The organism is Vibrio sp. ER1A (assembly GCF_000733315.1).
Lineage (GTDB): Bacteria > Pseudomonadota > Gammaproteobacteria > Enterobacterales > Vibrionaceae > Vibrio > Vibrio mediterranei.
In genome coordinates this window covers 803,611-826,943 of the sequence record NZ_JPJA01000086.1, presented here as the reverse complement: position 1 = coordinate 826,943, position 23,333 = coordinate 803,611, and the positions used below count along the sequence as shown (strand labels likewise).

15 protein-coding genes and 5 tRNA genes are annotated in these 23,333 nt (G+C 43.7%); 14 read left to right on the top strand and 6 right to left on the bottom strand.

The features are described 5' to 3' along the window. Positions 1–53 precede the first annotated feature (53 nt). From viaA to pulA, 9 genes are all read left to right on the top strand, one after another. Positions 54–1,499 (top strand): ATPase RavA stimulator ViaA, encoded by a 1,446-nt coding sequence (viaA, locus tag HW45_RS10950; protein WP_038226997.1) that lies wholly within the window; start codon positions 54–56, stop codon positions 1,497–1,499. A gap of 181 nt (positions 1,500–1,680) precedes the next feature. Then, positions 1,681–1,754: transfer RNA gene (locus tag HW45_RS10945), tRNA-Cys, on the top strand. 203 nt (positions 1,755–1,957) lie between these two features. Further along, on the top strand, positions 1,958–2,203 hold the full coding sequence (locus HW45_RS10940; protein ID WP_038226996.1) for a hypothetical protein: 246 nt from the start codon (positions 1,958–1,960) through the stop codon (positions 2,201–2,203). A gap of 321 nt (positions 2,204–2,524) precedes the next feature. After that, positions 2,525–2,611: transfer RNA gene (locus tag HW45_RS10935), tRNA-Leu, on the top strand. Between the two features lie 32 nt (positions 2,612–2,643). Continuing rightward, positions 2,644–2,717 (top strand) — tRNA-Cys (locus HW45_RS10930). A gap of 79 nt (positions 2,718–2,796) precedes the next feature. After that, a tRNA-Leu gene (locus HW45_RS10925) sits at positions 2,797–2,883 on the top strand. Between the two features lie 31 nt (positions 2,884–2,914). Further along, positions 2,915–2,988 (top strand) — tRNA-Cys (locus HW45_RS10920). Between the two features lie 224 nt (positions 2,989–3,212). After that, positions 3,213–4,736 carry an alpha-amylase gene (gene amyS, locus HW45_RS10915; protein ID WP_152559674.1) on the top strand — a complete coding sequence of 508 codons (1,524 nt, stop codon included), beginning with the start codon at positions 3,213–3,215 and terminating at the stop codon, positions 4,734–4,736. Positions 4,737–5,269: 533 nt separating this feature from the next. Continuing rightward, positions 5,270–8,902: a pullulanase-type alpha-1,6-glucosidase gene (pulA, locus tag HW45_RS10910; RefSeq protein ID WP_038227743.1), complete on the top strand. Its 3,633-nt coding sequence runs from the start codon at positions 5,270–5,272 to the stop codon at positions 8,900–8,902. A 53-nt stretch (positions 8,903–8,955) separates the two neighbouring features. On the opposite strand, the gene HW45_RS10905 is transcribed toward pulA, so the two are convergent. Both HW45_RS10905 and HW45_RS10900 read right to left on the bottom strand, forming a co-directional pair. Beyond that, a complete protein-coding gene (locus HW45_RS10905) occupies positions 8,956–9,276 on the bottom strand; it encodes a heavy metal-binding domain-containing protein (RefSeq protein ID WP_006069660.1) in 321 nt (106 codons plus the stop codon). Positions 9,277–9,440: 164 nt separating this feature from the next. Then, on the bottom strand, positions 9,441–10,256 hold the full coding sequence (locus HW45_RS10900) for a phosphate ABC transporter substrate-binding protein (RefSeq protein ID WP_038226993.1): 816 nt from the start codon (positions 10,254–10,256) through the stop codon (positions 9,441–9,443). A gap of 184 nt (positions 10,257–10,440) precedes the next feature. Between HW45_RS10900 and HW45_RS10895 the strand changes: the two genes are divergently transcribed. After that, on the top strand, positions 10,441–10,788 hold the full coding sequence (locus HW45_RS10895; RefSeq protein ID WP_006069662.1) for a DUF3024 domain-containing protein: 348 nt from the start codon (positions 10,441–10,443) through the stop codon (positions 10,786–10,788). Between the two features lie 82 nt (positions 10,789–10,870). Here the strand turns inward: HW45_RS10895 and rnb are convergent, their stop codons facing one another. After that, positions 10,871–12,886, bottom strand: a complete 2,016-nt coding sequence (gene rnb, locus HW45_RS10890; protein WP_038226991.1) for an exoribonuclease II — start codon at positions 12,884–12,886, stop codon at positions 10,871–10,873. Positions 12,887–13,249: 363 nt separating this feature from the next. On the opposite strand from rnb, the gene HW45_RS10880 reads away from it, so the two are divergent. Further along, on the top strand, positions 13,250–15,154 hold the full coding sequence (locus HW45_RS10880; RefSeq protein WP_006071603.1) for a DEAD/DEAH box helicase: 1,905 nt from the start codon (positions 13,250–13,252) through the stop codon (positions 15,152–15,154). 276 nt (positions 15,155–15,430) lie between these two features. Then, the gene (locus HW45_RS10875) at positions 15,431–16,624 is read left to right on the top strand and encodes an acetate/propionate family kinase (RefSeq protein ID WP_031494342.1); all 1,194 of its coding nucleotides are present in this window, start codon (positions 15,431–15,433) and stop codon (positions 16,622–16,624) included. A 92-nt stretch (positions 16,625–16,716) separates the two neighbouring features. Here the strand turns inward: HW45_RS10875 and HW45_RS10870 are convergent, their stop codons facing one another. Next, positions 16,717–17,559 carry a patatin-like phospholipase family protein gene (locus tag HW45_RS10870; RefSeq protein WP_038226990.1) on the bottom strand — a complete coding sequence of 281 codons (843 nt, stop codon included), beginning with the start codon at positions 17,557–17,559 and terminating at the stop codon, positions 16,717–16,719. Between the two features lie 272 nt (positions 17,560–17,831). Between HW45_RS10870 and HW45_RS10865 the strand changes: the two genes are divergently transcribed. After that, positions 17,832–18,884, top strand: coding sequence for a cysteine synthase A (locus tag HW45_RS10865; protein WP_038226989.1), 1,053 nt, complete (start codon positions 17,832–17,834; stop codon positions 18,882–18,884). A gap of 56 nt (positions 18,885–18,940) precedes the next feature. Here the strand turns inward: HW45_RS10865 and HW45_RS10860 are convergent, their stop codons facing one another. Next, positions 18,941–21,334, bottom strand: coding sequence for a VolA/Pla-1 family phospholipase (locus tag HW45_RS10860; RefSeq protein WP_038226988.1), 2,394 nt, complete (start codon positions 21,332–21,334; stop codon positions 18,941–18,943). A 16-nt stretch (positions 21,335–21,350) separates the two neighbouring features. Further along, the gene (locus tag HW45_RS10855) at positions 21,351–22,598 is read right to left on the bottom strand and encodes an outer membrane protein transport protein (RefSeq protein WP_038226987.1); all 1,248 of its coding nucleotides are present in this window, start codon (positions 22,596–22,598) and stop codon (positions 21,351–21,353) included. A 449-nt stretch (positions 22,599–23,047) separates the two neighbouring features. Here HW45_RS10855 and HW45_RS29560 point away from each other — a divergent pair. Then, the coding region (locus HW45_RS29560; protein WP_038226986.1) for a hypothetical protein at positions 23,048–23,333 on the top strand (286 nt) is incomplete at its 3' end.

Genomic DNA, 23,333 nt, shown 5'->3' with positions numbered 1-23,333 from the left:
TGGCTAGCTAACTTGGTTGAGTGACATCGTAAGATAAAACACCGGAGGCATGGATGCTCGGAGCAGACGGATTAAACTTGGCGCTAATGATTGCTGATTCAGGTCTAATTGATTCGGCAGTTAATGATTTGATGGCTCGCTCTCAAGTTGTTGCGCTCACAGAAAAGCGCGGCGTTCGTTCTGCAGTCAAAGGCCATTTGTTGAAGTGGCGTGGCTCAGTAAAAAAACGTATGACTCGTGTTTGTGAGACCGAACGTTTCCAGAAAGAACTTGCACTCTATCAAAAGGTCATCCACTGGGATGAAGCGACTTTTTTTGAACGCATTAATGATGTCGTCAAGCAACTTGAGTGGCATTCTGCGTTCTACATGCAGGCGAGGCGTCTGCTAGAAAAAAACAAGTCAGTGAATAATCCCATGTTTCCCCGTTTCTTTTGCGATCTTTGGTACAAGAGCCTAGCGGATGCGATTAAACAAGCCGAGGTCTCTGAGTTAGAAGCAAGTAAAGAGAAGTTTCTCGCCGATTTGTATCAACGAATGGAAACCATGCAAAACATGGATACCGTGACGGAGCAGGGTGATGAAGCTGCCATGGGCCGTTTGTGGGATATGGCCTCTGCGAAACTCACCAAGACTGATCTAAAAGTGATGCACAACCATGCCGAGTTTCTTAAGAAGAATAAGGGACTACAAGAGATAGCAGAACAGCTTGGACGAATGGCAAATGATCAGGATGATCCCGAACTTAATAAAGCACAAGCTGATGATGTTGAGATGGTTGAAGAGCAAAGTGATGAGGCGACGGATGATATTGTAGGCATTCACGAGTCCGACGATCTGAATAAACTGCTTCCTAATGAAACCATGTTTCTCGCTTATCCCGAATTGGAAGTGGTGTTTTACAAACATCTCGCTGATAAACGCTTAATGAACTACAAAACTCAAGGAAAATCACGCACGCTTAAAAAAGTACGAACTAGTAAACCGGATAACAGTAAGGTGGAAATAGAGAAAGGGCCATTTATTGTTTGTATCGATGCATCTGGCTCGATGAGTGGGTTTCCTGAGCAGTGTGCCAAAGCAATGGCTTACGCGCTGATGCAAATTGCGTTGGCTGAAGATCGCGAATGCTATGTGATTCTGTTTTCTACTACACACATTACATATGAACTGACCAAGCAAGATGGTTTGCGAGAAGCTGCTGATTTTCTCAGCTATTCATTTCATGGTGGAACTGACTTAGAGCCCGTATTAGTTCAGTCTATCGATTTGATGGGTACCGATACTTATAAAAACGCAGACATGGTTGTGATTTCTGACTTTATCGCGCCTGAACAATCCGAAGAGATGATCCAAAAAGTCGACCAACTAAAAGAGCGTAAAAACCGCTTTCACGCCATCAACCTGTCTAAGTATGGCAACCCCGCACTGATGAGTATGTTTGATCATTGCTGGTCCTATCATCCAAACTTGGTGGGACGTTTGATGAAAAAGTGGTGAAACACACTAAGAGATGTGACGGTGAGTACGCTTAGTCCATTAGATCGCTGCTTGATTAAGCATATTGCCGTTAATCTGGACAAACAGAGAGATAATTTCGTTTTTTGTTTGACTAATGTTGAGTAATCCGTAAAGTACGCCTCGAACACGACGGAGCAGCAGCTCAGTGTGTTAATAGAAAGGCGCCTTGGCAGAGTGGCTATGCAGCGGATTGCAAATCCGTGGACCTCGGTTCGACTCCGGGAGGCGCCTCCATTATTCAGAAACCTCGACAATCGTCGGGGTTTCGTTCGTTTGGCTCTAAGAGTTTTCCCTCACTGTACTCACCAACGTTTTTGATAGCTAATTCACGTTGTCTGAGATCTAAGCCTCGAAATCCATTTTCAGCATTGTTAACAGTTTGCGTTTAAGTTAGTCGACGATTATGGTGAGTTATCACTATATTCGTGGAGGTGCTTATGTCTGAAGTCTTGGTTGTTCTCATCATTTTTGGCGCTATTTTTGGTCGAGGTATGCTGCGAACATTTTTCGCTCATCGCGAAAAGATGAGATCAATTGAACTCGAAAAAGCAATCGAAGGTGCGGACGATGTGAATAGCGAGTTGGTGCAACAAATAAAAAGCCTATCTAAGCGCGTTGAAGTTCTTGAGAAAATCATTACAGACGAAAAATATCAACTGGATCGCAAGATAGCTAACTTGTAAGTGGTGTTGAATTAGCCGATTTGTATGGGCTTCATACTGCTTGGCTCGATATTTAGTCAGTTGATTCATAAAGTTAAAATTTACTGTTGACGCAAAAACTTAATCCGTTAAAGTACACCTCGTTCTCACGGGAAACCCCGATGAAAACGCATGCGAGACTAGCGTGACTGTTATAGGCAGCCTTGCCAAGATTAACGTCACACCGAGACCGTTGAAGAACGGAAACCTAGTGAGTCGCTCAAAATTAAAATCTTACGGCAACTGCGGTAAGAAAAAGATGGTGTTTTACTGTTCAGTAATCGGCATCGCAAGGAATTGCGTGCCCTGGTGGTGGAATTGGTAGACACAAGGGATTTAAAATCCCTCGGCGTTCGCGCTGTGCCGGTTCAAGTCCGGCCCGGGGCACCATCTAATCGCTAATTAATTAGCACCCAAATTAAGGCGCCTTGGCAGAGTGGCTATGCAGCGGATTGCAAATCCGTGGACCTCGGTTCGACTCCGGGAGGCGCCTCCATATTAAAGTCTTATTGCAACTGCGGTAAGAAACAGATGGTGTTTTACTGTTCAGTAAGCGGCATCGCAAGAAATTGCGTGCCCTGGTGGTGGAATTGGTAGACACAAGGGATTTAAAATCCCTCGGCGTTCGCGCTGTGCCGGTTCAAGTCCGGCCCGGGGCACCATCTATTCGCTAATTGTTAGCACACAAATTATGGCGCCTTGGCAGAGTGGCTATGCAGCGGATTGCAAATCCGTGGACCTCGGTTCGACTCCGGGAGGCGCCTCCATAATATCTAAAACCCGTCTCATCGACGGGTTTTTTCGTTTTATCTATAGCTATACATCCAAGCTGATTATTTCTCATCACCAACATCCCACTTCATCTCAGATAGTTTTGAGTAATTGTTTTTATTGTTATTTGTTGGGTCGATAATTGCGGGTAGATTCAATAACGGTAGGTTAGTGCCAATGTTAACGTGTCCACAATTGACCCTAACTGTGAGACAACATGATGACAAAATTGAAACACCCTTCTTTTTATCTTCCTTTTGCTTTGTTGCTGAGTACTCCCGCATGGGCTGCACAGAATGGAACTATGATGCAATACTTCCATTGGTACACCCCTAACGATGGAACATTATGGACGCAAGTTGAACATAATGCTCAGTCACTCTCTGAGAACGGTATAACCGCATTGTGGCTTCCTCCCGCATATAAGGGGGCTGGAGGTATCAATGACGTTGGGTATGGCGTATACGATATGTATGATTTAGGTGAATTCGCTCAAAAAGATACGGTACGTACAAAGTATGGGACCAAGGATCAATACTTATCCGCAATTGAGGCGGCGCACAAACATAACATTCAGGTTTATGGTGACGTCGTATTCAACCATCGTGGTGGTGCTGATGGAAAGTCATGGGTCGATACCAAGCGAGTGGATTGGAATAACCGAAACATAGAACTTGGTGATAAGTGGATTGAAGCATGGGTTGAGTTTAACTTTCCGGGAAGAAACGATAAATACTCGGACTTTCACTGGACTTGGTATCACTTTGACGGCGTAGATTGGGATGATGCAGGTAAAGAAAAAGCGATCTTCAAGTTCAAAGGAGAGGGCAAGGCTTGGGATTGGGAGGTAAGCTCAGAGAAAGGCAATTATGATTATTTAATGTATGCCGATCTAGATATGGATCATCCAGAAGTAAAACAAGAGCTTAAGGATTGGGGGGAATGGTATCTCAAGACGACAGCGGTAGATGGTTTTCGAATGGATGCTGTTAAACATATAAAATATCAATACTTGCAAGAGTGGATTGAATACTTGCGCACGAAGACAGGAAAGGAGCTTTTTACTGTTGGTGAGTATTGGAACTATGACGTCAATAATTTACACAACTTCATTAGTAAGACATCGGGCAGTATGTCGCTGTTTGATGCACCGTTACATATGAATTTTTATCGAGCCTCCCGTTCAGGTGGCAGCTTTGATATGCGCACTATTATGGATGGAACCTTGATGAAGGATAATCCAGTTAAAGCGGTGACATTAGTAGAAAATCACGACACTCAGCCTTTACAAGCATTGGAATCGCCCGTTGATTGGTGGTTCAAGCCATTAGCGTATGCTTTTATTCTTCTTAGAGAGGAAGGCTATCCTACAATCTTCTACGCGGATTATTACGGTGCACAGTACAGTGATAAGGGACATCATATAAATATGGCTAAAGTACCCCATCTAGAACAGTTAGTTCGTCTTCGCAAAGACTATGCGTATGGTAAGCAGAATTCGTACCTTGATCATTGGGATATTATAGGATGGACCCGAGAAGGAAATACTGAACATCCTAATTCTCTGGCTGTTATTATGAGCGATGGTCCCGGTGGAAAGAAATGGATGTACACAGGGTCACCTAGTACCCGCTATACCGACCAACTTGGTATCCGTTCTGAAGATGTATGGACTGATGCGAATGGGTGGGCTGAGTTTCCGGTCGATGGTGGCAGTGTTTCTGTTTGGGTAAGTCAGAGATAATTATATTTGCGCATAACATGAAAGTAATGTTATGCCAGTTAGTACGTGTGGAAAACCCCAAAGGCGTTGATGCCTTTGGGGTTTATTAGTTGACTGTTTCCAGCTTGATAATCATTCTGAACACAGGAGAGTCATTCTGTTAAAAGGTGATTTTCTTCCTAGTGAATGAACATTATTGGAGTTCCAATATAACAGTAGAAATGCCGTTCTTTCTTAACGAAGAAAAATAACAAAGAGTGAATAATAGATCTATCTCTCGTATTGGAGGATGAATTCTCATCCTATCTCTCTACGCCGTCGTCGCTACGCCTGAGAAAAAAAGACTGAAAAATGTGCGCTTGTGTGCATATTTTTTGGCAAAAATGGCTATCAATGTGAACACGCTTCAATCAACCCCTTATTTCATCTGACACAAAAACTTAACATGCATTGTTCACATTTTGTTGAGCATCACTTTTCATAGCATAGAGGGAGAACTAACCGATTTACCCTCAATAATAAAAGGTTGAAAAGTGGACGATAATAAACCGAAGATGACAGTGGTAGCTAAATCGCTTATACCACTGATTTCAATTGTATTACTCGCAGGATGCAATACGAATAGTGAGTCTGGAACAGAGGCTGGTGGCAATAGTGGCGATGTGGATGGCTTGTATAAGGCTGGCGAGAATGAAGTCGTCATCTATTACAAACGTGACTCAGCGGCTCAATCTGGTGACCCGTACGCTGGTTGGGGGTTACACCTGTGGAATGGCGAAGGGTGTGAGAGTACTGACCTAGAAGCAATGAATATTGGTGATGGTGGAACGAGCTGGGATGCTCCATTTGGGTATACAGGGATTAGCTCTACCTATGGCGCTTATTATGTTCTGAAGGTGAACCCAGATGCATCAGACCCTCACGAATGTATGAATTTTATACTTCACAAAGGAGATGAGAAAGCCTTTGGGAGTGGAAATCACAAGGTTCAACTACGTCAACTTGATGACAGCAAGGGATTATTTGGTTTCCATGGCAGTAGCCAAATTTATTACGTTCCTACTGCAGAGAGACCTGTTGCGATCGATGGGCGCGCCGCTCATTGGTTAGATGGCACCACAATTGGTTGGGAGGCTGCCTCGACAGCAAATAAAGTGGTTCTGTTCTACAGCGAAGACGGCAGTATCACAATGAATGATGATAGGTCTATTCAAGGACAAGATGGACACGTTGAACTCACCATTTCGGGTGAGCTGCCTGAGGCACTCAAAGCTCGTTATAAGCATCTAGCGAGCTTAACTGCCCTGAACATCGATGTGAATGCGGAGACACGACATACACTTTTGAAAAACCAACTTGTGATAGCCGCGTATAACGAGAGTAATAAAATTATTGCTGCCACTGAGCTTCAAACAGCTGGAGTTCTTGACTCTGTGTTTGCCTCAAAAGAAGGGGGTAATGCGATAGCTCAAACGCTCGGTGCTGTTGTTGAAGGAACTGATGTGACGTTTAAACTCTGGGCACCAACAGCAATGTCAGTGTCGGTAGAAGTTTATAATGAAGATAAGACCCTAGATAGTGTATATCCAATGACTGAAGATGCAGATACTGGCATATGGTCCTCGGATGGCGTAAGTGGAGCGCTGAACCAGTTCTATCGTTATGACGTTAAGGTGTACCATCCTACGACGGGTAAAGTGGAGCAGCGATTGGTAACCGACCCATATTCACTTAGCGTGTCTGCAAATTCTCTATATTCTCAAGTTGTAGATCTCGATGATACGTTATTAATGCCTGAAGGTTGGAATGACGAAGCATATTCTCGTCCTCAATTATCTAAAGCTGAGGATCATGTCCTTTACGAATCCCACATACGTGATTTTAGCTTCAGTGATTCTAGAGGGACGGAAGCATTGAATGGTAAGTATTTAGCACTAACCGAAGATACTCGAGAGTCAGTAACACATCTGAAGTCATTGCAACAAGCGGGCTTAACAACGTTGCATGTATTACCTGTGTTTGATATTGCTACGGTTGATGAGGTCAATAGAGTTGATATTACCGATACGGTCGGTGATCTATGTGCTCTTAATGCTAAAGCTGCGGTTTGTTCTACAGCAGATAGTGGGCAGGTCATTGAAGGTTTATTGCAAAGCTATGACCCGGCGAGCGCTAATGCACAGTCTTTGATGAATGACCTACGCATGTATGACAGTTTTAACTGGGGCTATGATCCATTCCATTACACGGTTCCTGAAGGTAGTTATGCTACTGACGCTGAAGGTTCACTAAGAATCAAAGAGTTCCGCCAAATGGTAAAAGCGACTCATGATATGGGACTAAAGTTCGTCATGGATGTCGTATATAACCACACCAATGCCTCTGGCGTAAATGATAAGTCAGTGTTGGATAAAATTGTTCCTGGGTATTATCACAGGCTCAATGCCAATTCCGGAGGCGTAGAAAACTCGACCTGTTGTGACAATACTGCGACGGAAAACTTGATGATGGGTAAGCTAATGGTTGATTCACTATTAGTTTGGGCTGATGACTACAAAGTCGATGGTTTCCGTTTTGACCTTATGGGGCACCAACCTAAAGACTTGATGGTTTATGCGTTAGAGAAAGTGAAAGCGATTGATCCCGATACTATTTTCTATGGTGAAGGTTGGGATTTCGGTGAAGTTTCTAATCACGCTCGATTCGAGCAAGCCACACAGCTAGCTATGGCCGGTACTGAAATTGGTACGTTTTCTGATCGATTGCGTGACGCAGTACGTGGTGGTAGTCCTTTTGATGGCGGCGTTAACAGCGATGGCCGCCATTCACTGAGGTTTAATCAAGGGTTTGGTAATGCGGCTTATCCTAATGAAGAGGTAATCGAATCAGCTGAAACAACAAACGATAGACTTCACAACCAAGATATCGTCCGTTTAGGCATGGCGGGCAATTTAGCTGACTATGTTCTCTTGGATTACACTGGTGAGACTAAACGTGGCAAAGATGTGGATTATAATGGCGCTCCGGCAGGCTATACCAAGTTCCCATCGGAGAATATCTCTTACGTCTCGAAGCATGATAACCAAACACTTTGGGACAACAACGCTTACAAGATTGCGACAGGGATAGATTCGGCGAAGCGAGCTAGAATGCAGACTGTATCGCTTTCAACCGTAATGTTGGGGCAGGGTATTCCATTTATTCACATGGGCTCAGAGCTATTGCGATCTAAGTCGATGCAGCGAGATTCCTATGACTCAGGTGATTGGTATAACCGCGTTCGCTTCGATGGTTCAGACAACAACTGGAATGTTGGTTTACCTCGAGAAGACAAAGATGGTGCTAACTGGGATTTGATCAGAAAAATCATAGCTGATCCTAGTGTCAAACCCTCCCAAACGGACATTGAGCTAACCAAACAACAATTCTTAGAGTTACTTAAAATTAGAAGTAGTAGTGAGCTGTTCCGCTTAGATAGTGCGGAGGAGGTCATGAAACGAGTCGATTTCCGTAACGTTGGTCACGGCCAAACACAAGGTTTAATTGTCATGACGATTGATGATGGAACCAGCGTGGGCGCTGATCTTGATTCTGCATATGATGCGGTGGTGGTTGTGGTTAACTCAACGGCAGTTACTAAGGAGTTCAAGATTGAAGGAACTAGCGATTTTGAACTACATCCGGTTCAAAAATCGTCTTATGATAGTGAAGTGAGAGCAGCCTCATTTAGTAATGAAATCTTCTCTGTACCAGCATTGACAACCGCTGTCTTTGTACTTCCTCAAGGTGAGAGCCAGGGTGTAGGCTTGCCGATAGACAACAGTAATAAAGATGTATCTAGTATCGCACCATTCGGAAATACTGAACTCTACTTACGTGGATCGATCACGACATGGGATGCCCCAGCGGAAAATTCCAATGCCAAGTTTAGCTATATTGCCAATAATATTTACCAGTTAGATATAGAGGTGCAAACGGGGAGTTTTAATATGAAGGTCGCCGATGCTTCTTGGAACGCAGAGACAAACTTTGGTGGCGAAGTGAGTGTTACTTTGGGTGAGGCAAACACTCTTACTGCAGGTAGCAATGATAATGTCACTATAAATATTGCTGAAGAGGCAAACTATCGTTTCAAGTTGGATGCAACAAATAAAGTCAATCCAACGCTGACGGTAACTAAGCTTTAATATTTTTTAGAGCAACCAAATAAGGCAGCATTCGCTGCCTTATTTATTCATCTTTAATCAACAACGACTGCAGTGCCGCTCGCCGACACCATTAACATGCCGTTGCCAGTCCCTAGTACTTCATAGTCAAGGTCGACACCCACAACAGCGTTCGCGCCAGCATCAGCGGCTTTTTGTTCTAGTTCTTTTAGTGCGATTTCACGCGCACGTTGTAGTTCTCTCTCATAGGTGCCCGAGCGTCCGCCTACAATATCTCGCAGGCCAGCAAACATGTCTTTAAAGACATTGGCACCTAAGATCGCTTCGCCGGCGATCACGCCTTTGTAAGCAACTATACGCTTTCCTTCAACGGTTTGAGTAGTGGTGACAATCATGAATAGACTCCTATTGGGGATAAACCATTTCTGATTAACAACATAGCAGGTTGCGATAACATGGGAAATGACAGAAGTGTCGTAATTATGTATTCAACGATTCCAATCTTGGTAGAGACGAAAAAGGGAAAGCAAACGCTTTCCCTAATGTAGCGATGACTTTACTACTTTTTAATCGGCGTGTAGCCATATTCTTGGATGAGGGATTGTCCCTCATTAGATAGCACGAAAGAAATGAATTTATCCGCGTCATCATCAATGTCATCTTTCTTGTGTAGCAAAAGGAAAGGACGTGCGAGCTTGTATTTCCCTTCGGAGATATTCTTGGTGGTTGCTTCCACACCTTCAAACTTAATAGCCTTAACTGAACGGTCGACAGAACCTTCAGAAATGTAACCTACGGCGTGTGGGTTGTTGTTAACAATGGTCTTTACCATACTGTTGCTATTTACAACGAGGTTCGTTGGATTGATATCAGAGACTAGTCTGTCATTGATGATTTGGGTCAAGCCCAACAGACTTTCGAAACTTGAACGCGTTCCTGAAGAGGCCTCACGTGTCACAACAGCAATCTTCTGATCTGGGCCACCAACTTGCTTCCAGTTATTAATTTTTCCTTTATAAATGTCAAACAACTGTTCTCGAGTGAGGTCTTGAACCGGGTTTGCCAGGTTGACCACAATAGCTAGACCATCGTAAGCAATAGGAAAAACGTCTAGACTTTCATTGCTTTCACGTTCTGTAAGATAACGGCTGCTCATGCCGATATCCGCCGCCCCTTTTTCTACTAGGGTGATACCTGCTGTACTACCGATTCCTTGAACGGCTATGAACGTGTCGCTGTGTGACGTGTTGTATTGTTCTGCCAAGACATCCATAACACGAGCAACAGATGTAGAACCAGAAATATTAACTTCTTGTGCTGCTACAGTGTTTACAGCGGAGAAGGAGAGTAGAGCGGCTAAAGCGACGCGAAGCATAGAGAAACTCCAATTAAAGTGAGAATTTGCCACATCATATTTCGTTTGTGTGACACTTTTGTGAAGTGGAGTTGTATAGCCAATAAATTAGAGGATAAAAATGGTTACTGTGTGGCGTCGAACGCTAACAAATTATCCAAAAAGCAGTTATATTAAACACATAGTCAGCCAAAAGGTGGGGTATATGACACTTATCGAAATGTCACAATGTCGCCTAGAAAGATGTGCCGAAATTGTTTGCAGCAACCGTAACAAGAGCATGCCTGTTGAATTGGGTAAATCCTTGTTTGAAATGGTTGAGCATGGCGTCTTGTTTTCTAAAGCTCATTATCTATTGGACTCAAGCTCTTCCAGTTACACCAGTGTCGTCGTTAAAGTCCTATTCGATTCCAATACCAGAGAATGGTCGATTTTCGTTCCCGATGAAGATGAAGGGGACAACTGGATGCCGTATCCATTCCTAGGTAAAAGTACGGACCTTACTGCGGTGATGAGGGAGATTGAGAAAGATCCTAAAGCGTACTTTTGGTGATGCATGAACGACAAAGCATCATTTATATTAAAAAGGGAGCCAGATGGCTCCCTTTTTGTGTTATCTAGCGAGGTGCTATTGGCTATTTAGCCGTTTCATCGCTTTGCTCTGTTGATGCATTTTTAGGTGCATCAGCAAATACTTCAACAGGCTTAGCGATTAGGCTACGTGTTTCTTGATTCACATCGTTCAGTATTACTTTAAACGTGTCCCCTAGACGATATACGACTTCTTTATCAATAGAAACCGTGCCGTTCTCGTTGTTTCCTTCAATGCGCTCTTTGTTGTCAACGATGAGTGGGTTTGGAATAAACACAGAAGCGCCATTTTCTAGCAAACGAGCACGGATACCGGCGCGATTGATATCAAAGATTTCTGCGGTGAACTGTGTTTGTTTCTTAGGTTCGTCAGCAAGTGTACGAGCATATAACCAATCACCTACAGTACGCTCAGCAATCTTATGGTGTTTACGATGTAGAGCAAGCTCTTCACCTAAAGCATCATCTGGCTGTTGTGATGGTTCAGAGCCAAGAATGTAGGCTTTCAACAGACGATGGTTGACCATATCGCCATATTTACGAATAGGAGATGTCCACGTCGCGTATACGTCCAAGCCCATTGCATAATGAGCATCTGGCTGGTTGCTGATTTCACTGTACGCTTGGTACTTGCGAATCCGGTTATCTAGGTAGCTTGAATCTAAACCACCAAGATTACGGCGGAGTTGAGCAAATCCCTCAAGAGTTGACAGGCTTTCTTCAGTATAAAGGTTGTCTTCTTTACCTTGGTTGACCAGCTCTACAACATCTTTCAGCTTGTCCGCTTTAAAGCCAAGATGAGTATTGAAAACGCCATAGCCGTACGCTTTACTCAGAACACGGCCAGCACAAATGTTGGCGGTAATCATGGACTCTTCTACCAAGCGGTTGGCTACACGGCGCATATCTGCGTGGATAGCCACGACGTCATTGTCTTCACTAAGCTCAAAGCGATAGTCTGGTCGGTCAGGGAACACAACGGCGTGTGTCTCACGCCATTGCGCGCGAGCATTGGCAAACTCATTTAGTTCAGTAACTACTTGAGCGATTTCTTTACTTGGTTGCCATTTGTCACATGTTCCGGTTTCTAACCAATCAGACACATTGTCGTAAGCCAGACGTGCATGAGATTTTATGTTAGCAGCAAAAAATTGAATATCATCTTGAATCACGCCGTCAGCACTTACTGTGACTTTGCAACAAATCGCTGGGCGTACTTCATTCTCAATTAACGAACAGAGATCGTCCGCTAAATCGCGAGGTAGCATTGGGATATTACGTCCCGGAAGGTAGATAGTGAAGCCGCGCTCTCTGGCGACTTTATCCATATCGTCTTCTGGTGTGATATAAGCGGTTGGATCGGCAATAGCAATGGTGAGTTCAAAACTGCCATTGTCATTTTTCTTTGCATAAAGTGCATCGTCCATGTCTTTTGTTGATTCGCCATCGATAGTGACAAATGGAACGTCTGTTAGGTCGATACGCTCTAAATCGGAATGATCGTTAATTTCCCAGTTTTCAAGGCCGGCTGGTTCAGTCTTTGGTAAATCGTTTTGAGCCAATGTTACCCACCAAGGTGCGATTTTGTCATTGGTGTCTGTGATCTTTTCCGTGATTTCAACAAAGAAACCGCCATCATCTTTTAATGGGTGACGAATTACGTGTGCTACGACCCAGTCACCGTCATTTAGATCATCTGACTTAATGCCTTTCTTAGTTTTGGCTTTAAGTGTGAGCTTTTTAAGAGTAGGGCTATCAGGAACAACGTTAAGTTTTCCTTTGATAAGTTTGACTCGGCCAATGAATCGCGTGACAGCCTGTTCGATAAGTTCTTGTGGTTCCGCTACTTCTCGGTCTTTTTCAGTACGGATAATTGCAACAACTTTATCTCCATGCATACATTTCTTCATGTATGGAGGTGGAATAAAGAAACTGTTTTTCGCGTCAACTTCTAGGAAGCCAAACCCTTTCTCAGTTGCTTTAATCGTCCCTTCTTTTTTTGGAAGGGTTTCTTGGATTTGTTGCTTAAGTTGTGCAAGTAACGGATTGTCTTGGAACATGTATCTACTTCTTAACGATGAAAGTGCCGACACTATACCCAAATGCCCGGAATATGCCTAGCCGAAATAAGTCAGGAAAGGCTAGGTTTTAAGCGTATTAGATGTAAATTTGATGACGCTTTATACAGAATTTTGTCATCGAGAAGAAAATTGTGATGTATTTCAATTTTTTCTGGCTTTTTTTGTGCTTTTAGGGAATAATCCGCCTCCTTGTTTACGTCCCTAGCGGCTTGATGCGATTTGCTACTTATCCGCATCTGAATGGAATCAGCTCTTTAAGGTTTGCTTTAGAAGCAATCTGGATCAGTTTGGAATTGGTAGAGCTCGTGGGACCTTAGTTAATAATTGATAAATGGGATCCCAATGCAAGATTCTTCAATTCAGTTTAGCGATTTAGCGCTGAACGACTCAATCCTTTCTGCTCTTGACGGAATGGGTTTCGTATCTCCAACTCCTATCCAAGCTGCGGCAATTCCGCACTTGCTAGCAGGCAAAGATGCGCTAGGTAAAGCTCAAACTGGTACTGGTAAAACAGCTGCATTCTCTCTTCCACTGCTTAACAAGCTAAATCTTGACCAACGTAAACCACAAGCTGTGGTTCTTGCGCCGACTCGTGAACTTGCTATCCAAGTTGCAGCGGAAATGAAAAACCTTGGTCAAAACATCAATGGTCTAAAAGTTTTAGAGATCTACGGTGGTGCATCTATCGTTGATCAAATGCGTGCACTTAAAAACGGTGCTCACATTGTTGTTGGTACTCCTGGTCGTGTTCAAGACCTAATCAACCGTGACCGCTTACACTTAGACGAAGTACACACGTTCGTTCTTGATGAAGCAGACGAAATGCTTAACATGGGCTTTGTTGATGACGTAACAGAGATCATGGAGCACGCTCCAGAAACAGCACAGCGCGTATTATTCTCTGCGACTATGCCTCCAATGCTTAAGAAGATCGTTGATCGTTTCTTGCGTGAGCCAGAATACGTTGACGTTGCTGGTAAAAACCACACGGTAGACAAAGTAGAGCAGCAGTTCTGGGTTGTTAAAGGTGTAGAGAAAGACGAAGCAATGGCACGTCTTCTTGAAACTGAAGAAACAGACGCGTCAATCGTATTCGTACGTACTCGCCAAGATACTGAGCGTCTAGCTGACTGGCTATCTGCACGTGGCTTTAAAGCGGCAGCACTACACGGTGATATTCCTCAATCTTTGCGTGAGCGCACTGTTGACCACATCAAACAAGGTGTTATCGACATCCTAGTAGCGACTGACGTTGTTGCACGTGGCCTTGATGTACCGCGTATTACACACGTATTTAACTACGACATCCCGTTCGATGTTGAGTCATACATCCACCGTATCGGTCGTACTGGTCGTGCTGGACGTAAAGGTAAGGCGATTCTTCTAGTTCGCACTAACCAAATCCGTATGCTTCGTACTATCGAGCGAGTGACTAAGTCATCAATGGAAGAAATCCAACTTCCTCTACGTGACAAAGTTGCAGAAGCTCGTCTAGTTAAACTAGGTGCAGAGCTTGAGCAAGAGAAAGAGCATAAGTCTCTAGACAAATTCGCTGAGCTTGTAGAGAAACTACAAGAAAGCCTAGAAATCGATGCAGCAACATTGGCAGCGATTCTACTTAAGCGTCAACAAGGCAAACGCCCTCTATTCTACATTGGTGAAGATCCAATGATCGCGGCTATCGAGCGTGATAAGCAACGTCGTAAAGAGCGCCGTGAGGGTGGTCGTGACGGAGGCCGTGATGGTCGTCGTAGCTTCAACACTGCCGATTGGGATACATACCAACTGCAAGTAGGTCGTGAGCAAGGCGTTCAAGTTAAAGACATCGTAGGTGCACTTGCGAATGAGCTTGGCCTAACTAAAGGTTCTATTGGTGCAATTAAGCTAGATCGTGAGTCAACTTACGTTCAGCTTCCAAAGCAAATGACCTCTGATGTTGCTGGTAAACTTCGTAAACTACGTATTCGTCAAAAAGAAGCGGGTGCGGTAGTGGTAGACTTCACTGATTTCCGTGAGCCTCGTGGTCGTCGTGATGGTGGTCGTCGTGACGGTAACCGTGATGGCAACCGTGGTGGTTACCGTGGCAACCGTGAGGGTGGTGGTTATCGTGGCAACCGCGATGGCAACCGTGAAGGTGGTCGTGGTCGTGATGGCGAGCGTCGTTTTGATCGTAACCGTGGTGGTGACCATCGTGGTAGTCACCGTGGTGAGCGCAGTTTCTCACGCAATCGTCGTGATGAAGCATAATATCGCTTCTATTCAAAAATAGTTGAAAAGCCGGGCTCATGCCCGGCTTTTTTGTATGACGAATATGCAACTGGTGCGAACCTGCCCTATAATCAAGGGATGTAACCGATTAAATTCAAGATGTGAATTAAATAGGACCTTGATCATTATCAATAAATATCATTTTGATACAGTTGTTTGTATAAAAGAAAGTTGAAAGATTCAAAAAATATTGAATAATACAAACAAATATTAGGAAGTCGTCTTCCATCAATGCTCAAAACAGGATATCCCCCCATGTCTAATTCGTTTGTTCTCGTGATTAACTCTGGTAGTTCATCTCTGAAATTCGCTGTAATCGACTCAGCAAGTGGTGAAGCAGTTCTGTCTGGTCTTGGAGAGTGCTTTGGCCTTCCTGAATCTCGTATGAGCTGGAAATTTAATGGTGAAAAAACTGAAATCGCTATCGAAGGCGACGACAGTCACCACAAAATTGCAATCAGCAAGCTTGTGGGTCTAACAGATGAACTTGGTCTACAAGAGAACATCGTTGCCGTAGGTCACCGTATTGTTCACGGTGGTGAAAAATTCACCAAGACTGTACGCATCAACGAAGAAGTAACTGCGGAAATTGAAAAGCTTGCGGATCTTGCTCCACTACATAACCCAGCAGGCGCTATCGGCATCCGAGCAGCGATGGAAGCATTTCCTTCTCTTCCTCAGTTTGCAGTATTTGACACAGCGTTCCACCAAACGATGCCTGAGCGTGCATACACTGGTGCTATTGCTAACGAGCTATACACCGACTACGGCATCCGTCGTTACGGCTTCCACGGTACTAGCCACTATTTTGTAAGCCGCGAAGCAGCGAAGATGATCAATAAACCTATTGAAGAGTCTAGCTTCATTTCAGTCCACCTTGGTAACGGTGCTTCTGTATGTGCTATCAACAATGGTGATTCAGTCGATACTTCAATGGGTTTCACTCCATTATCAGGGCTAATGATGGGTACTCGTTGTGGCGACCTAGACCCAGGGATTATTGAATACCTTTTGAAAAAGGGTTGGTCACAGGACAAAGTATTTAACGCACTTAACAAGGAGTCGGGCTTCCTAGGGGTTTCTGGACTAACGAGCGATGCACGTGGCATTTTAGAAGCGATGGAAGAAGGTCATGAAGGCGCTAAACTAGCATTCCAAGTGTTTACTTACCGCGTCTCAAAATACATTGCATCTTACCTAGCAGCTTTAGATTCGTTTGATGGCATCATCTTCACAGGTGGTATTGGTGAAAACTCTATGCCAATCCGTAGCGAGATTTTAAACAACCTAAAACTTCTTGGCTTTAAAGAAGATGTGAAGGGCAACGAAGATGCTCGCTTCGGAAACGCTGGCATCATCGGTAAATCTGAGATGCTAGGTGCTGTAGCAATGGTTATTCCAACCAATGAAGAGTTTGTGATTGCACAGCAATCGGTAGAACTACTGTAACCAGAATGGAAAATTAATAGTTAAAAGCGAGCCTAGTGCTCGCTTTTTTAGTTCTATTTATTAGTTAAATGATGATCGCATGACAACACGCGCTATGTAGTTTGCTGAACCACTTTGTTTGCTGCTCTTAACCCCATCTGATATCCCGCTTCAAGCTTGTCTTTATTTGTTGTTAGCCGTCCCACAGAAAAACTATCTTCTGGAGTAATAACGTGAATAGTGCAGTCGGGTGGAGGGTTGTTGATAAACGCCATCGTTTGGTTATATTGATCCGCGCGGTTGATCATAGCTTCTGCCAGCAGAGGAGTGTTTTTCATAAATCGACGCAGTAGCCAAGGTGCTTTAGGTGGACGTTTGACATAACCTTGCTTTTGCGACAGAACCACCGTGATGACCTTAGCGCCTCTTTTGTACGCCTCAATCACGGGAATTGAATCACCAACTCCTCCATCAATCATCTTTCTTCCATCGATATCTATAGGCGTTCGGTAGGCGACAGGTACTGAGCATGATGCCTTTAGAATCATTTCTAAATTACTTTGTGATCCTAATGTGTATACAGGAGCTCCTGTGTTAATGTCGGTTGTAACAATATGGAAAGGAATAGGCTGCTCGTTAAATGCTTGCATATCATAAGGATAATGTATAGCAATATGATCCCAGAGCCAGTCGAGATCTAGCCAGTGACCACCCTTAGCAAAGTTATGGAAGTTGATAAATTCTGGACGACACGAGTAGTCAGCAATGATGGTGTAGGTTCGTCCTCGTTGTTTGGACAGCCACGAAGCGATATTAGTCGCTCCAGCAGAAACTCCAATACAAAAATCAAAAGGATTATAGTTGTGGTCGATAAAGCCATCTAAAACACCAGCGGCAAAGATGCCTCGCATAGCGCCGCCTTCGACGACTAAAGCGTGTTTTGTTTTCTGTAACATGAAAAACTGATTCCTTTAGAGCTTTCAGGCAGTTCCCTTTGGCCCATTGACATTAGCTATAACAGCGCTGAACACTGAACGTACGAGTGGTCAGATGTGTAATTGCCTTGAGGTAAAATACCAAACTCTGACGTGCTTCTCTATACAAAAGCGCTTTATAAACACCATCTCCTTTTGCACTTATCTTGACTAAGCAATCCACCTAACTACGCTTATGATAATTAACAATGAAGACACACGTTAAATAAATCAGTTAGATAAGTGGAGCCATTATGTCAATTGCCTCGATTGCAAACAATGTCAGTGAACTCATCGGTGACACCGATCTGGTGAGAATTAATTGTCTTTCAGAGATATCGGGTTGCAACATCCTTCTCAAGTGCGAGCAACAGAACCCAGGTGGTTCAATTAAAGATAGAGCCGCGCTTCAGTTGGTTACCGATGCAATTGATGCCGGAAAGCTAAAGCCCGGTATGACGATAGTAGAAGGGACCGCAGGTAATACTGGCATCGGACTAGCATTAGTGGCTAAGTCACTTGGTTATAAGATGCTGGTCGTGATGCCAAAAGGGCAGGCAAAAGAAAAAGAAAGGATGATTTCCCTTTATGGAGCCGAACTGTTGCTGGTTGACCCTTGTCCGTTTGCAAATCCTGAACACTTTTACCATACCGCCAAGAGGATAGGTGAGGAGCATGAAGATTACTGGTGGGCTGATCAGTTTGAGAACCTAAGCAATTACCGAGCGCACTATTTGAACACGGGCCCCGAGATCTGGCGACAAACCGAAGGCAATATAGATGCATTAGTGTCTGTAGTTGGGACTGGAGGTACAATTGCTGGAAACTCTCACTACCTCTCGCAGCAACAGCCAAATCTGAAAACGTGGCTGGTTGATCCTGATGGTTCAGGTATTCATTCTTTTCTGAAACACGGAGAATACCAATCTACAGGGAGTTCGTTTACTGAAGGGATAGGCATTATGAGAACGGTAGACAACTTTAGGCAGGCGAAAATCAACCATGCAATCACTTTGCCTGATCAGGATCTAGTGACTATCTCTCGTCTGGTAGCGGAGCATGACGGTATTGTTCTTGGCAGCAGTTCGTCTCTGAATGTAGCAGGAGCGCTGTACACTGCTGCGAGAATGGGCAAAGGAAAAACAATTGTTACTTTCAGTTGTGACTTGGCGGATCGTTCCTACTCAAAGTTGTACAACGAGGATTTTCTAAAAGAGAGAGGGATAAGTCTCAACACAGAAACCCTTGAAGAGATATGGGCACGTTACCAAGCTGATGATGATAGCAGGGTCGTTGATGTCTCTTGATGTATTAAAATGAAAAAAGCGAGTCTATGACTCGCTTTATATCTCTTAATTAACTTCTATTCCAACACTGAATTAGCGTCAGATATTGCACTACTTCCAGTGGCTAAAAAGCTAACAACTTCCGATTGCATCTCTGCGTGATACGCTAAATCACTCAGATTATCGGTGTCTTGGACCGAAATGAAAGTGGAGTGTTTACCAATATCACGAAAACGTACAAATGGAGAAGTACTACTACCACTCCCTTTCGCACTATCGAACACTTCTAAGCTAAATTTTGTAGCAAGAGGTTCAGTACCAGCCATTGGTGATGACGTGACATATTTGGCACTGAGAACGTTATTAGGCACTGTGCCATCATCCTTCACTTGCGCCATATAAACAGGTGTTCCTTCTGCAATCAATGTGTCTGCGTTGGTATAAGGGTCAGCGGTATCTACTACGGTTTGAGTTGCGTAGATAAACTGTAAGTTTTCTGCCAGTAGAGCAGGTAAGTTGCTGCTTGATGTACTTTCAAAGTCTGTTAAACATTGCGCTTCTGATATTCCGCTACAATTAGCACTCGCATAAGAACCGTAACCGGTACTACCCTGAAGTGCAATATTGTGTGTGATGTACGGGCCGTAGAATCCGGAGCCAAAGAGTAAATTCGCAATTTGGCCTCCAGAGTTGACGAAAGCTGCTCTTGAAAAACCAAACATAGAATCCGCAGTGTTACCCATTTTGGCGTTAGCTTGCGCTACGGCAGGGACTCCCAAAACACCACCTAATGAGTGTCCTAAGAAACTAGGTTGCGTTGTAGTGGTGTTTGGCAAAGTAGCTAAGGGAGTTGATGCCAATGCACCAGCTGCTTGATTTGCTGAGATAGCATATCGTAATGTCATCAAGTCCAACATGGACTGACGAATATTATCTCTGGCGACTGGTAAGACACTCAGATTCATATACGCTAACACGCTTACGTTGGCTGAACGTTGGGCGTCAAGACTACGCTCACCATGTATGGGAGCATCAATGGCAATTAACGCTAAACCTGCATCAGTAAAATTCTTGGCAAAAGCATAAGCGTTCTCTTTAGCCGAAGTAATACCGTGTTGGTAAATCACTAAACCAGAAATACTACCTGATGTCGGAGTGAACAGTAAAAAGTTGACGTCCGGTAACGACTTTACTGCTGGGACTGGTGCGTAACGAGTGATAATACGCTCTTTGTCATACCGTGAACCATCCAATTTAGTAAAAGTAGTGCCCATTAGTTTGGGTAGTTGCGATGCTGGATCGGATTCAAAAGCACTAGGATCAATCCCCTTGGCAACTAGCTGTCCCACAAAGTTAGCCTTTTCATCGTCGTCACTAATGATACTGTTAATTACGGCTAAACTGGGTGAGCCTGATTCAAACGGTTGGGTGTTCCAGTTCGCACCAGTTTCTAAGTAGTAAGGAAGTTTGACAGAGCCCTTTGTGACGGTAACAGTGCCCGCGTTAGCATAAACACCAATGAGCTTGTTACGTGCATCCTCGGTATTGATGTAACTGATAAAATTGCTATCACTGGCGAGAGCTTGTGCATAGTCTTCAGGCACTCCAAACGTCATTTGACCCACGCTATCAATTGCTACATTGTTGGGGTTCGCCACTCCTTTCCAAATATCACTTGGCGAGTACTCAGGCAGCAGAGTAGCTGCGATCATAGACTTAGTCGCAAACAAAGTTTGTCCAACAGATTGAGTAGAAAACCAAGTGGAATAGACAATATTCGTGGTATTTACTGCGTTAGAAGTACCGGCAGCTATGAGCTGTTCAGTCCCTTGAACCACTTTTTGTGCACTTGCCAATGTGCCTTCGGTGTAGGTTTTTGCACTTGATTTCAGCGCTGCATAGCCTTGAGATGTACCGACCTCTTCACCATTAATATCAAGAAGCTTATCGTTTACTGCAATGATATATTCACTCGATGGTTCTAGGGCTTTGAGTAAAGCAATGACGAGGCTATTACCTGAAGTGCTTAGAACGTAGTCTGTACCATAAGTTAGTACGCTTTCCGGCGCTGGCGATGCGGATGTCAAACCTTCAGTTAGCTTGATGATAGTTACAGAGGAAGGATCTGGTGATAGCGTTAGTGGGGCACCAAATTTAACAGAAATAGGCGAAGTAGTAGACCAGCCATCCATCTGGCCCATTGCTGCTATTGGGTTTGATAGTGAGTCATCTCCGCCAGTTGGTAATTCTAATGTTCCATCAGTTTGGTTCATTAACGCAAATGTAGGAAACGGTACATCTGCATTGCTGCCTTGTAATGTAAAAGCTAGTTTGGTTGGTTGTGCAAGTGACTGTTGAATGTAAGGTTCATAGTTTGGTGTCGTTGGAGTACCAACGAGTTCACCTTCATCTCCGCAAGCAGAGATCAGTAATGAAGCTGAAATGGTTAGCGCTAGTGGTAGCTTTTTCATCGTTATTCTCCCGGAATTAATCGAACTGATAGTTAAACTGAATCGCGCTTATGTAAGCGGCGGATTTACCAGTGAATACGAGCTCTTCATCTAACTTATTCTTTTCAGTAAATGACCCTGATTTAGCATCGATGTAGGTAAAACCTGCATCCAATGTCATCTTGTCATTGATACGATAAGTCAAACCAGCTGAGTACCAGTAACGGTCTGAGTCCGGAATGCTCAACGTCGCTTTTCCGGCTTGTTCGTCGTAAGCAAAACCAGCGCGTAGAGTCCAATCTGAATTTAAGAAGTGAGTAAACCCTAGTGAATAACGGTTACTGTCTTTGTAGTCTTCCTCTTTATAGAAACATACTCCTGGAGGAGTGCCCCCAGTACATGTTGATGATGTGGCTTTAAGTTCTGTAAAGTCACTCCATTCAGTGCGTTGAATGCCATAATGTACTGCCCAGCGGCTAGCAAACTTATGATAACCGGAGATTTCCCAAATGGCAGGAAGTGTGACATCTAAGTCGGCTTTGGTATCCGCTGGGGTAGAGATCCCCGTGTCATAGCTGGAGAAATCACCATCCTTAAACGCAAGGTCAATCGCACTTCGATAAGAAAAACCAAAACGGTTGTTTTCATTAACTTCGTACAGAGCACCAAGGTTCCAACCAAATGCATAAGTGGTGCCTTCCATAGAGATAAGTTTGTCACTTGGAGCACCACCAAAGACCGCATCCGCTAAGATTCCCTTGTGGCGATTCAACTTAGCGTGGGCGTAGACGGCATTTACTCCAGCTCCAATTGAGAACGAATCGTTGATACGATAGGCGACATTAGGATTCAATGAAACTGAGACTAAAGATGTGTCGCCAGCAAGGTCGCCTGAATAACTCGCGTCTGGATAGTCTGTTGCCACCCCGTAGGTACTAAACAGTCCGATTCCCCATGCCCACTGGTCATTAATTGGAGAAATATAGTAAGCACCGGGAACGACTTGCATCGGTGCGACGTCTTTCATTTCTTGATTGTTAGTCGTATCGGTGATGTTAATGTCAGGGTCGACCACCGAAATAGCGCCAGAAAACTGTGCTGTACTAAACAAGGTCATGGCTGCGGGGTTACGCGCAAGTACCGACGCATTATCAGCAACTGCACCTTCTCCAGAAAACGCTCGGCCTAAGCCTGACGCAGAGTGTTCGTTTACCTGAAATCCTGCGGCTAAGACAGCAGGGGTTATTCCCCAGACAAGAGGGATTAGGAGAGCTTTTTGTTTCATATCTTTGTGTCCTTTCGGAAAAGCTAGAAAATCCATTTTTATAGTTGTATCGGTATATAAGTCTCATCAGACCAGTTGTTAACTATATGTAAAGTACGTGTTAAATCAAGAGAAATTTGATTAACTTGTGTACAAGGTTGGGTCTTCGTAGTGCGGCAAGGTTCTTAGCGAGAGGAAAGAGGGTAGTTGGGAAGCCGTAGCAACTTAATGTTGAGGATCGCAGCGGTAAAAACAACCATGATACTGATTGTTCCTTAGGTTTTCGTTTATTGTAGATCCAAAGGTGTAGACAATTAACATTCATGATTCCAATTTATCATCTAAATAAAATATGCCCACGATCTCACCTTTGAAATAAATGTCAGAACAATGTTAGCGTTTGCTTGTTTCTATCTATGTCCAAAGATATGATTGAAACTAAGTAAACTAACAATAAAACGTCAAATATTATGAAGAACATAACAAAGCCAGTATTACTTCTCTCTGTTTTGCTCCCTTCTGTTTCATTTGCTCAACTGCAACTGTCACCAGAGGAGTTGGCTAAGAAGAAAGAGATCTATGAGAAATTCGATACCCAAAGTGTCAATATAACACTCAAACAGTTTTATGATGAAATTGATATACTGCGATATAATAATGATGCAGTAATTAATGAAATAGGTAACAAACAAGAAGATATAGAATCGACATATAATTCTTTAGTTAATCTTACAAGTGAAAAAAAAGAAATTAACG

What these genes read in the sequence shown, in the direction of transcription:
- viaA (WP_038226997.1), top strand. Translation starts at nt 54, where the DNA reads ATGCTCGGAGCAGACGGATTAAACTTGGCGCTAATGATTGCTGATTCA.
- HW45_RS10940 (WP_038226996.1), top strand. Translation starts at nt 1,958, where the DNA reads ATGTCTGAAGTCTTGGTTGTTCTCATCATTTTTGGCGCTATTTTTGGT.
- amyS (WP_152559674.1), top strand. Translation starts at nt 3,213, where the DNA reads ATGACAAAATTGAAACACCCTTCTTTTTATCTTCCTTTTGCTTTGTTG.
- pulA (WP_038227743.1), top strand. Translation starts at nt 5,270, where the DNA reads ATGACAGTGGTAGCTAAATCGCTTATACCACTGATTTCAATTGTATTA.
- HW45_RS10905 (WP_006069660.1), bottom strand. Translation starts at nt 9,276, where the DNA reads ATGATTGTCACCACTACTCAAACCGTTGAAGGAAAGCGTATAGTTGCT.
- HW45_RS10900 (WP_038226993.1), bottom strand. Translation starts at nt 10,256, where the DNA reads ATGCTTCGCGTCGCTTTAGCCGCTCTACTCTCCTTCTCCGCTGTAAAC.
- HW45_RS10895 (WP_006069662.1), top strand. Translation starts at nt 10,441, where the DNA reads ATGACACTTATCGAAATGTCACAATGTCGCCTAGAAAGATGTGCCGAA.
- rnb (WP_038226991.1), bottom strand. Translation starts at nt 12,886, where the DNA reads ATGTTCCAAGACAATCCGTTACTTGCACAACTTAAGCAACAAATCCAA.
- HW45_RS10880 (WP_006071603.1), top strand. Translation starts at nt 13,250, where the DNA reads ATGCAAGATTCTTCAATTCAGTTTAGCGATTTAGCGCTGAACGACTCA.
- HW45_RS10875 (WP_031494342.1), top strand. Translation starts at nt 15,431, where the DNA reads ATGTCTAATTCGTTTGTTCTCGTGATTAACTCTGGTAGTTCATCTCTG.
- HW45_RS10870 (WP_038226990.1), bottom strand. Translation starts at nt 17,559, where the DNA reads ATGTTACAGAAAACAAAACACGCTTTAGTCGTCGAAGGCGGCGCTATG.
- HW45_RS10865 (WP_038226989.1), top strand. Translation starts at nt 17,832, where the DNA reads ATGTCAATTGCCTCGATTGCAAACAATGTCAGTGAACTCATCGGTGAC.
- HW45_RS10860 (WP_038226988.1), bottom strand. Translation starts at nt 21,334, where the DNA reads ATGAAAAAGCTACCACTAGCGCTAACCATTTCAGCTTCATTACTGATC.
- HW45_RS10855 (WP_038226987.1), bottom strand. Translation starts at nt 22,598, where the DNA reads ATGAAACAAAAAGCTCTCCTAATCCCTCTTGTCTGGGGAATAACCCCT.